5 protein-coding genes are annotated in these 11765 nt (G+C 68.4%); 3 read left to right on the plus strand and 2 right to left on the minus strand.

What is annotated here, in order from left to right:
* Positions 1-32: 32 nt before the first annotated feature.
* Both E6A26_RS02590 and E6A26_RS02595 read left to right on the plus strand, forming a co-directional pair.
* The gene (locus E6A26_RS02590; RefSeq protein ID WP_136609629.1) at positions 33-4898 is read left to right on the plus strand and encodes an NAD-glutamate dehydrogenase; all 4866 of its coding nucleotides are present in this window, start codon (positions 33-35) and stop codon (positions 4896-4898) included.
* A gap of 86 nt (positions 4899-4984) precedes the next feature.
* Complete coding sequence (locus tag E6A26_RS02595; RefSeq protein WP_136609630.1) at positions 4985-6457, plus strand: sensor histidine kinase; 1473 nt, start codon at positions 4985-4987, stop codon at positions 6455-6457.
* 121 nt (positions 6458-6578) lie between these two features.
* On the opposite strand, the gene E6A26_RS02600 is transcribed toward E6A26_RS02595, so the two are convergent.
* Positions 6579-6827 (minus strand): WhiB family transcriptional regulator, encoded by a 249-nt coding sequence (locus E6A26_RS02600; RefSeq protein ID WP_043127419.1) that lies wholly within the window; start codon positions 6825-6827, stop codon positions 6579-6581.
* Positions 6828-7095: 268 nt separating this feature from the next.
* On the opposite strand from E6A26_RS02600, the gene E6A26_RS02605 reads away from it, so the two are divergent.
* Positions 7096-7563: a hypothetical protein gene (locus tag E6A26_RS02605; protein ID WP_211128910.1), complete on the plus strand. Its 468-nt coding sequence runs from the start codon at positions 7096-7098 to the stop codon at positions 7561-7563.
* On the opposite strand, the gene E6A26_RS02610 is transcribed toward E6A26_RS02605, so the two are convergent.
* Complete coding sequence (locus E6A26_RS02610; RefSeq protein WP_136609631.1) at positions 7560-11723, minus strand: FtsK/SpoIIIE domain-containing protein; 4164 nt, start codon at positions 11721-11723, stop codon at positions 7560-7562. The two genes, E6A26_RS02605 and E6A26_RS02610, sit on opposite strands and share 4 nt — an antisense overlap.
* Positions 11724-11765 lie beyond the last annotated feature (42 nt).

An 11765-nucleotide genomic window follows, 5' to 3' on the forward strand; every position in this document is an offset into this window, starting at 1 on the left:
CCACCAGTCCGTCCCGTGGAGGCGATTTCACCGTGTCGACCGGAACTGCCCAGCAGAGCCCGTTCCCCACCGCCGAGCAGGAGCCCCGCTTCCTGGCTGACTACTACGAACATCTCGCGGAGGAGGACCGTCAGTCCTATCCGGAAGACACGTTTGCGCAGCGGGCGCGGCACCATCGCAAGCTCGCCGAGACGCGGCGCCCGGGCGAGGCCAACATTGACATCGTCGACGAGGGCGGCCGGAGCGTCGTCTACATCGTCACGGATGACATGCCTTTCATCGTCGACTCGGTGACCGCCGAGCTCGTCCGTCGACACACTGCCATCCATCTCGTGGTCCACCCGATGTTCGTCGTGAGCCGTCGGCGGAACGACGGCGCCCTCGTCGGCGTCGAGCGCGTCCCGGCGCAGTGGGGCCTCGCGAGCGGTGACACGGCGGCCCTGCCGAATCTGAGCCACCTGGTCTCCGGCGGCGACGTGACGACCCACATGGAATCGTGGATCGCGATTGAGACCGACCGTGCGTCGGCGGCCCGCAGGACCGAGATCATCGACCGCCTGCACCGAGTCCTCAGCGACGTCCGCGCTGCGGTCGACGATTGGCAGCCGATGCGCTCGAAGGCGCTCGAGATCGCGCGGAGCCTCGACAACGTGGTCGGGGGAGAGGACATCGCTGATCTCAAGCCCACGCAGGAGCTCCTCCACTGGCTCGAGGCCGGCAACTTCACTTTCCTCGGCTACCGCGAGTACGACCTTAAGACGGAGAACGGCGAGGACGTCCTCGAACTCGTCGAAGGGAGCGGCCTCGGCCTCCTCCGCGGCGACGGGGCCCACGCGCTGCAGCACCTCACCGCCGAGGGCCAGGCCCACGCGAGAGAGCGCCGAGTGCTCAACATCACGAAGGCCAATTCGCGCAGCACCGTCCACCGCGCGGCCTACCTCGACTACATCGGCATCAAGCGCTTCGACACCCGGGGGCAGGTTGATGGCGAGCGCAGGTTCATCGGCCTGTTCGCTTCGACGGCCTACACGCAGTCCGCACGGAGCGTCCCGATCGTCAAGGACAAGATCGAGTCGGTCATGCGGCAATCGGGGTTCCCCGCCGATTCCCACTCGGGCAAGGACCTCCTCGCGATCCTCGAAACCTACCCTCGCGACGAGCTCTTCCAGATGGACGCGAAGCTCCTCTTCGAGACGGTCACGAAGATCCAGCTCCTTCAGGAGCGCCGCCGGACGCGCCTCTTCCTCCGTCCGGACCTCTTCGGGCGGTTCATGAACGCGGTCATCTACCTTCCCAAGGACCGCTACAACACGACCGTCCGCCGCCGGCTCGAAGCCGAGCTCGAAAAGGAGTTCCACTCCGACCAGATCGACTACGACGCGCACCTGAGCGAGTCTGCGCTTGCGCGCCTGTACTTCCGCATTCGCCTGCCGAAGGGCGCGCCCACCAAGGAAGTCGACGCTGCCGCGCTCGAACAGCGGCTTGTCACGGCGACCCGCTCGTGGGCCGAGGGCATCGCGCAAGTGCTTCACGAGCGCCGCCCGCTCGAGGAGGCCGAGCACCTCGCGGCCGTGTGGTCGGAGGCGTTCCCAGCGTCGTACCGGGTGGACTACACCGTCGAGGACGCGCTGGAGGACATCGAGCGGTTCGAGGACTATGCGGTCGAGCGCGCGGAGGCGGAGAAGGCGGAAGGGGAGGAGATCCCGGAGCGCCCGGCGGTGCGGGTCTACGTCCCGCAAGGGGTGGGCGCCGAACTTGAGGAGGACGCCCGGGTCAAGCTGTATCTGCTCGAGCCGAAGAGCCTCAGCCAGATCCTCCCGTTCTTCCACAATCTCGGCCTCGAGGTCCTCGACGAGCGGCCGTTCGAGATCGAGACCGCCGATGCCCGCGACTTCTTCCTCTACGACCTCGGCCTCAAGTACCCGGCGAACGTCGACCCGCTCTCGACGGGCAGCCTCCTCGCCGACGCGTTCGGGGCGGCGCTCTCTGGCGTCACCGAGTCGGACGCGCTCGATCGGCTTGTGCTGCGCGAGGGCATGAGCGCGCGTCAGGTCGTGATCCTGCGCAGCTATGCCAAGTACATGCGCCAGGTCGGGAACACGAACTCGCTCGGCTTCATCGCCGACACCCTTCTCGGCAACGCCGACGTGACCCGACGCCTCATCGCACTCTTCGAGGCGCGCTTCGATCCCGCCCTTGAAGAGGGCACACGGACGACGGCGACCGAGCGGCTTCGTGGCGAGCTCGCCGAGGCGCTCGAGAAGGTCCCGACGCTCGACGCCGATCGCCTCCTCAGGACCTTTATCAACCTCATCGACTCGACGTTGCGCACGAACTACTACCTGGACCGCTCGTACCTGAGCGTGAAGCTGCGGCCGTCCGAGATCGAGGGCCTGCCCTCGCCGCGGCCGATGTTCGAGATCTGGGTGTACTCGCCGCGCGTCGAGGGCGTCCACCTGCGATTCGGCAAGATCGCGCGAGGAGGCCTGCGCTGGTCCGATCGCCGCGAGGACTTCCGCACCGAGATCCTGGGCCTGGTCAAGGCGCAGGTGGTCAAGAACGCCGTCATCGTCCCGACTGGTGCGAAGGGCGGCTTCTTCGCGAAGCGCCTTCCGAACCCGGCGGTTGACCGTGCGGCGTGGCTCGCCGAGGGCATCGAGAGCTACAAGACGTTCATCCGAGGGCTCCTCGACCTGACCGACAACCGCGTGACGAGCGCGGGGGAGGGCGAGCGCGTGGTGCCGCCGGCCGGCGTCGTTCGTCACGACGAAGACGATCCGTACCTCGTCGTCGCCGCGGACAAGGGCACGGCGAGCTTCTCCGACATCGCCAACGGGCTCTCGGCGGAGTACGGCTTCTGGCTCGGGGATGCGTTCGCGTCCGGCGGCTCGGTAGGCTACGACCACAAGGCCATGGGCATCACGGCGCGGGGCGCGTGGGAGTCGGTCAAACGGCACTTCAGCGAGCTCGACCTCGACACGCAGACCGAGGACTTCACGGTCGTCGGGGTTGGCGACATGTCTGGCGACGTGTTCGGCAACGGCATGCTGCTCTCGGAGCACATCCGGCTCGTCGCGGCGTTCGACCACCGGCATCTCTTCCTGGACCCGAACCCTGACCCAGCCAGCTCGTTCGCCGAGCGTCAGCGCTTGTTCGCGCTTCCGCGCTCGTCATGGGACGACTACAACCGCGACCTCATCAGCGCCGGCGGCGGTATCTACCCGCGCACCGCGAAGTGGATCCCGATCTCCGACGAGGTCCGCGAAGCGCTCGGCCTCGCGGAGGGCACGACCCAGCTGAGCGTCAACGAGGTACTGCGCGCGATCCTGCTCGCGCCCGTCGATCTCCTCTACAACGGCGGCATTGGCACGTACGTCAAGGCGAGCACCGAAACCCACGCCCAGGTGGGCGACAAGGCGAACGATGCGATCCGGGTGGACGGGCGCGAGCTGCGTGTGAAGGTCGTGGGCGAGGGCGGCAACCTCGGCTTCACGCAGCGCGGGCGCATCGAGGCCGCGCTCCAGGGCGTGATCCTGAACACGGATGCGATCGACAACTCCGCCGGTGTGGACTGCTCGGACCACGAGGTCAACATCAAGATCTTCGTGGACCGGATGGTCGCCGGGGGGAAGCTCGCTGAGGCGGAGCGTGCGGACTTCCTCGCGTCGATGACCGACGAGGTCGGGCGGCTCGTCCTTCTGGACAACATCGACCAGAACATCCTGCTCGTCAACGACCGGGCCCTCGTCGCTCCGCTGAGCCCTGCGCTCGAGCGGCTCATGGACTGGCTCGAGGTGAACGCGGACCTCAAGCGGGATCTCGAGGCCCTCCCGACGACGGCGGAGCTGCACCGCCGCCTCGAACAGGGCCAAGGCCTCACTTCCCCGGAGCTCTCGGTGCTTGCGGCCTATGCGAAGATCGAGCTCGCCGAGTCGCTGCGCGAGAGCGACCTCACCAACGACCCGTGGTTCGAGGACACGCTGCGGGGCTACTTCCCCGCCGAGCTCCGTGAGCGCTTCGGTGCCGAGCTCGACACGCACCCCCTGCGCCGGGAGATCATCGCGACGATCGTCGCGAACGACATGATCAACCTCGGGGGCATCACGTTCGCGTTCCGCGCGATCGAGGAGACGAGCGCAACCGATGCCGCGGTGGCGAAGGCCTTCGTGGCTCTCCGTGAGCTGTACCGGCTTGACGAGATGACCGAGGCCCTTAACTCGCTTCCCGCCTCGTTCCCGACCGAGCACTGGACCACGATCAACCACGACATCCGGCGGCTTCTCGACCGCGCGGTGCGCTGGCTCATCCACCAGGGGACGGGCAACCGGACGATCGGCGAGGTCGTGGAGCTCTACTCGGAGCCGATGACGGCCCTCCGTTCGAAGCTCCTCAAGTACCTCCGCGGCCAGGACGCCGAGCGAGTCGGAGCTTGGCTCGACCGCGGCAAGGCGTGGGGCCTTCCTGACGACCTCGCGCACCGGTGGGCCGAGCTGTTCGAGAGCTACGCGCTCCTTGACATCGCACGGATCTCGCAGACGTCGAGCGAGTCGGTCGAGGAGATCGCGGGCGTGTACTACACGGTCTTCGACCGCTTCAACGTCGACGCCCTGCTCGAGCGGATCACGTCCCTCCCGCGCAAGGACCGGTGGCAGGCCCTGGCCCGCGCCGCGCTGCGCGACGACCTCTACGGCACGATCGCGGACATGACCAGATCGATCATGGACCTCTCGCCGGCGGGCGTCGATCCCGAGCAGCGCCTCGCGGCGTGGGAGGCGGAGAACGCGGAATCGCTCGGCCGAGCCGCGACGATGTTCCGGGAGGTCAACGCGCTCGAGAGCGACGATATGGCCTCGCTGTCGGTAGCATTGAGGCTGCTCCGGTCGATCGTGCGCCATTAGGGCTGTTGCCCTAGGCGCGGGCGCCGGAGGCCGCGGGGACGCAGTTACCCGCGGCCAGTGCGTCCTTACTTCGACAAGGCGGTGCGGTGGCGCTCTTCACGGACACCATCCGGGAACAGGCTGACTTCGGTCCGGGTGACGCTGAATGGCTTCACCTTCTGGTGGGTGATTGGCAGCTCGTAGCGGACTTGGCGTTCGCTGATCTGGCGCTGTGGTTCCCAGACCCGGCGGACGGCTATTCGGCACTCGCGCACGTGCGCCCGTCGACCACGCATACGGTGTTCCACGAAGACATCGTGGGCGAGGCGATCCGTGGAGACCTGCGGCCGCTCGTGGACCGTGCGTGGGCAAGCCAGACGATCGAGCGCAGCCACGAGACGAGCTTCAATGCCGAGATGGCGCTTCGCGTCGAGGCCGTCCCCTTCGTCCGCAACGGCCGGACGCTCGCCGTCGTCACCTCCCACATGGACCTCTCGAGCTCGCGTATGCCCTCGCGGCTCGAGCTGACGTACCGCCAGTGCGCGTACGACCTGCTCCGCATGGGCACCCTTGGACTCTGGCCTGACTTCGCTTCGCCCACTGGCTCGCGACGCGGCGCGCCCCGCGTCGGGGACGGCCTCATCCGCCTCGATGCCGAGGGCATCGTGCAGTACGCGAGCCCGAACGGCGTCTCGGCGTTCCGCCGGCTCGGCGGCATCGACACCCTCGAGGGGCGTTCCCTCGCGGAGCTGACGACCAACCTCCTCAAGGACCGGCGACTCGTCGACGAGACGCTCCCGCTCGTCGTGACTGGTCGGATGCCGTGGCGGAGTGAGATCGAGTCGAGAGGTGTGAGTCTCTCTCTGCGCGCCATCCCCTTGCGAGACGAGCGTGAGCGGTTCGGGGCGCTCGTCCTGTGCCGCGACGTGTCCGAGCTTCGGCGGCGCGAGATGGAGCTGGTGACGAAGGACGCCACGATCCGCGAGATCCACCACCGCGTGAAGAACAACCTTCAGACCGTCGCCGCGCTCCTTCGGATGCAGTCGCGCCGGATGAAGAGCGACGAGGCGCGTCAGGGGCTCGAGCAGGCGATGCGCCGGGTCGCCACGATCGCGCTCGTCCACGAGACCCTTTCGCAGGGGCTCGCCCAGAACGTCGACTTCGACGAACTCATCGACCGGCAGTTCCGACTCTCGGCCGAGGTTGCCACGGGAAACCAGCATGTGTCGACTGAGCGGGAAGGCGAGTTCGGAGGACTTCCGAGTGATCTGGCGACCCCCCTCGCACTTGTCATCAACGAGCTCGTCACGAACGCGGTCGAGCACGGCCTCGAGGATCGCTCGGGAACGGTGTGGCTCATTGCGCGCCGGGGCATCGACCAGGCGGGGGAGGAGATTCTCGAGGTCACCGTGGCGGACGACGGCGTGGGGTTGCCTGCGCAGCAGAGCCGCCACGAAGGCTTGGGCCTCCAGATTGTGCGGACCCTGGTCACGAGCGAGCTCGGAGGATCGATCAACTGGGGTCCCCGACCGGGTGGAGGCACGGAAGTCACGATCCTGCTTCAGCTGGGGAGAGGCTGACCTCCGGCGGGAGCCTTGTTAAACACGCCGCCCGCCGTGCCTTGTGGCGCGGCGGGCGGGGAGCGGCTGCTCTGTGGTCTCCTGGGCTACGTGGCTCCCGAGGTCCACGGTCTCCCGGTGATCAGGAGGCGCGACGAGCGCGGGCGGCGCGGCGCTTGAGGGCACGCCGCTCGTCCTCGCTCATACCGCCCCACACACCAGCGTCCTGACCGGACTCGAGGGCCCATTGGAGGCACGTGTCGATCACCGGGCAACGCCGGCAAACACTCTTCGCCTCTTCGATCTGGAGCAGCGCAGGACCAGTGTTCCCAACAGGGAAGAAGAGTTCTGGGTCCTTGTCGAGGCAGGCCGCGCGATCACGCCAATCCATGGTTCTTGAAGTACTCCGTTTCGGGGGAACGAGTCCTTGTGAAGATTTTCACGAGTCGTCCCAAAGCAAAGGGGCCTGTGGGGCCCCGCGGTCAACTCCATTAAGGTTGTCACGTTAACTGTGTGTAAACAAGGGGGGCAGGCGAGGATTTGGCCCCGTCAGGGCGAGGGATATGTCACATCCGGGACCGCCTTGGTCGAGGCCTCTAGGACGAGTTCACAGCCGATTCGGTCACAGCCGTGCCGGCCGATGACGGTAGTCTCTCGCTGTGCAGTCTTCCTCCCGGTCTGCCTCGGCGAAGTCGAGGCCGGTCCAGCTCATGGTCCTTGTCGGCATCGTCCTGCTTGAGGCCCTCTCCCTCGTTGGCATGGCAATCTTCTATGCCGTCGCGATCGCGACCGGTCAGGCGACGGTTTCGCCGGCCGGCGCCGTGTTCACCATGGTCCTGCTCGCGCTCTTCGGCGTCGGGCTAGGCGCCGCCGGAGTCTTCCTCTGGCGCGGTTACCGGTGGACCCGATCGATAGTGCTCGTCGTTCAGTTGTTTGCCGCGACCATCGGGTTCCCGACGCTGACCGGCGGCTACGTCGTCATCGGCCTCGTCATTCTCGTTCCGGCCGCCGCGGCGGTCTTCCTCCTGTTCTCGAAGCCCGTGTTCACGGCGACGCAGAGGTCGGCACGGACCGCCTCCGCCTCGGCCGAAGACTCATCACCCGAGGACTCATCGCCCGACGACTAGCCAGACTGGCTCGTCCGATCCTTCCCGAGCCAGCCGAGCTGGACGTCGGTGGCCCTGCCGTCGACCACCGCGATAGCCCGACCTGGCGGTACCCGTCCCGGCGGGTCGAGACGGACCCCGAATACGTCCCCGTCTGAAGACGCGCGTGGGTGAATCGCAATCCCCGACCTCGCGTCCCGCGCGCGCAGGCTGATCGGGCAGGTCCTGTAGAGCGAAGCGCTGTATCCAGCGGTCGCGACCACTGACGCGCCCGCGTCGAGCGCCTCGTTGAGAAGGCGGTTCTCCTTCGCGGTCAGATGGTCGGCATCGTCGATCAGGAGCACCGCTCGTTGGCCGGCTCGTGAGTCCCTCGCCGCGGCCAAGACGCTGGCCTCCAACGAGGCCATGGCTTCCGACGACCCCAGCGCACCGGCCGCTCCCTTCGGGTCTGGTCGATACCAGCGCGCCGCGCCGCGGTTCATGGCGGGAAGGGCGTTGAGAAACGACGTCTTGCCGCAGTGGCGGGTGCCCACCACCAGCAGCACCTCTTGGGGTGCGAGCGGAACGGCCAACGTCTCGCCGTCGTCGCCGTGGACTCCGACCGCCAGCCAAAGGACAGAGGGCGGCCCAGGACTGGTGCCGGGCCCAAGACTCGGTTCGGGAGTCTGGCCGACGCCGGCCGGCACAGGAGTGTCGGGAGTCTCGTCGACTCCGTTCGGCGCAGGAATGTCAGGTGTCTCGTCGACCCTGGTCGGCAAAAAATTGTCGGGTGCCTGGTCGACGGTGGTCGGCACTGGAGGGTCGGGCGCCTGGCCGACGCCGGTCGGCGCAGAAGTGTCGGGAGCCTCGTCGACGCCGGTCGGCACTGAAAGGGTTCGGGGGTTCCCGCAGGTCTCGGGCCCGGCAATCTGTGCCGCGATGACCTCGGTGGGCAGGCGCCGGATCCGGAATGGGGGCGCTCCAAGCCCGCTGGGCTCGGGCTGGTGGGCCGGGAGTGCGTCGAAGCACTGAACCGCCACATGGCGCTCGCCGGAAATTGCCCCGGCTGCGATGGCCCTACCGGGAGCGACAGAGCCTATGGCGCGTGGCCACCCGAGACGCGCTTCCTCGGTGGTTCCCCAAGGAAAGAAGAGGCGAGACGGCAGCTCGGAAAAGGCTCGCGATGCCACGAGGTCGCGACTTCCCGAGAGGACAATCACCACGCGGCGGGTCGGGCCGCGGCGGATGACGTCGATCAGCGCGTCCTCCGTCGCGGAATAGGCGTTCGATCGAAGAGCCGCGATCCAGCTGCCCCATCCCGAGATGCCGAGGATGAGAGTCGGGTCATCCGACCCATGACGGCTCGACACCTCCTCGGCGAGACGGGCTATGAGGCGGGCGGCGTCTCGGAGTTCGTCGGGGCGAAGATAGGCTCCCACGCGCGGGTGCCCACAGAGGCGGGCAAGGGATCCATCGGCGTCGAGCAGATAGAGGTACCGGCTTCGCTCGGCCGCGGCGAGTCGGCTGACTACGGCCCCGAGCCCGCGGCCGCACCCTGCCGATGGGTCGCCCACAAAGGCCAAGTGCCCCTGCGTCTCCGGGGTCCAATCGAGGACGGCAGTGCGCTGTTCGTGGGGCAGGTCCGCAATGCCAAGAGTCACCGAGGGGCCGGGGTCGGGGCTCGGCGAGCCCGGCATCTGGGGGAGGGGATCGGCGAGCGGGCGCCGCGGCAGGCGCCCGCCGTCGGCCTCCCAGGCTCTTTGCACTCCTTCGACGAAGCCCGCGGCAGACTCCGCCGGCGTCGGCGGAACGGAGTCGTCGCCGGGGAGGGGGCGGCCCTTGAGCCACTGGTCGGCCTCCATGACGCATAGCGGGCGCCGTCTGGCCGCCTCTCCTGCGAGACCGAGCGACGCTGTCTGGAATTCGACCGGATCGCGGGTGCCGTTGGCGAGGAGCGCCCGCCCCGGGGCTTCGGCCGGGAGGGAGGCAGCTCTCGGGGAGCCGATGACGTCGCGAGACTCCGCCTCGCCCACGACTCGCAGGGCGATCACCGATCCCACATTGGCGCGGATGTCTGCGCTCACGGCGCCCTGCGGGCGCTGGGTAGCCATGATGAGGTGGAGGCCCAGTGAGCGGCCGATGCTGGCGATGCGGAGGAATTCAGCGAGGGCCTCGGGATTCTCATCGACGAGCATGCGGAACTCGTCGATGACGAGTGCCAGACGCGGGAGGTCTTCGCGCTCGCCAGAGGGCATGCGCTGGTAATCGATGATGTCCGCGCATCCCGACTCCGCGAGGAGTCGCTCCCGCCGCACAACCTCGGCGCGCAGGGAGATCAGCGTGCGATCGATTTCGCCCGCGAGGTCGGAGACCAGGCCCACGCAGTGGGGAAGCCCCGTCAGAGGCTCGAGGCCGGATCCGCCCTTGAAATCGACGAAGAGGAACGTCAGGCGACGCGGCGAATGGGAGGCTGCAGCACTCGCAATGAGAGAGCGGAGCAGCTCCGACTTTCCAGATCCTGTGGTACCGGCTATGAGTACATGGGGCCCGTCTGCTGCGAGGTCGAGGATCAGGGGGCCGGACTGGGTGAGTCCCAGCGGAACGGGCATCGAGGAGCCTGTGGCCGTTTCGCGTGCCCATGCTTCGGCGATGTCATGCTCGGTGAGGCCCACCACGTCGCTGAGCAGACAGCGCCTCGGCAACGCCCCGCCGTCGTCCGTTTCTCCCAAGCTGCCAAGGTGACGTGCTGCGGTGGCGAAGGCGCGCGGCGGGACGAGGTCCGCAACGACATTGGACTCCGATCCCGGCGATCTGAGGAGCGCCGGACTGCTGCCGAGGTCGATCTCGAGGCCTTGGCGATCCGCCGCCCCTGCTGCGTTGACAACGGGTCGTTCGAGCGCGAGGGCAGCCTCCACGATGGCGGCACTTGCGGCTGGCTTCAGGCCGGGGAGGACCAGGAGGCCGCATCGAGGGTCGGCGGTCAGTGCGGCCTTCACACACGCCGTGTCCGCGCACTCGGCGTCCGTGAGGACGCGCACCCGGGGGAGAAAGCGCGCCGCCAGGCTCAGCTCTAGGGGGCCGCCCGCGAGTACGGTCGTCAAACCCGACGCGGCGGGCAGCGACGCGAGCTGCAGGAGCAGGAATCGGACGAGGCCCTCGGCGTTCCGGCGGGGTCCCCTCAACGTCACGAGTCCGTCGAAGGGAACGACGACGGGCACCGAGCCGTGTTCGCGAACGAGGCTTTCGTGGGACGCCTCGACGACGACGTCGGCCGGTCGCGTTCCCGTGCCGACCCGCAGCATGACCACGTCCTCGGGGTCGCCCCGGGAGCCCGCTGTCTGGGTGCTGATCTCGTAGGCGTCGGGCGCGGCGCGCAGCCTGCGCGCCAGATCTTCGCCAACCGCCTTGGTCAGCTCCTGAGCGAACGTCCGCCGGGCCCGCCGACCCTCGGCCAGGGGGAGGAGCGCTGCGGCGGCCGAGACCCCCGACATTCCGAGGAACATCCACTGGCCCGTGAGGGCGGCCATGCCGACGCCGAGGACGAGCGGCACGGCGGCCATCGCAAGGAGTGCCAGCCGAGGACGCCCCCTGTCCGGTCGGGCGACGCGCAGCGGCTCGCCATGGGGGCGGCCCGCGGTCGCGTGCAGAGGTGATCCACCGGAGACCTCGAGGCTTCCCGTGGATGAGCCGAATCGAAGGAGCTGTCCCGTCACCACGGTCGCCGCGCGGATGCGTCGACCGTCGACCGCTGTCCCGTTGCCGCTTCCGGTGTCGAGGAGGCGGACCGACGCCTCGGTCACGGCCAGACGGGCGTGTTCCCTCGACAGTTCGGGATCCGGGAGCGAGATCGTGCCTCGCTGCGCCTCGGGGCCGCGGCCCACCGTGTGTACGCCCCGGGGGAGCGCGAAGACCGAGCCCGCGGCCGGGCCGCTCCGGACGCCGAGGACGAGGGGCGCGTCGGACCGGCGCGGGGTGTGGGCCGCTTCGCCCGCGAGGAGTATCGCTCCGTTGCGGAGGGGCGGGGATCCAACGGTGAGTCCTGCGAGCGGCCGCCCCTCGACCATGATTCCCTGCGCGCCGAAGAGGCGGTCGAGCTCACCAGCCAGCTCGGTGCCGCTCGCTCCCCGGGCAATTGTCGCGACGAGCTCGTGGGTGGCGCGCCGCTCCCGATGAGGTGCGACGAGCGTGAAATGAAGTTCCATGGCCCCCAACCCTTGCCTTCCTTCGGAGGATAGGCGGAGTCG

Source organism: Sinomonas albida (genome assembly GCF_004919045.1).
Classification (GTDB): domain Bacteria; phylum Actinomycetota; class Actinomycetes; order Actinomycetales; family Micrococcaceae; genus Sinomonas; species Sinomonas albida.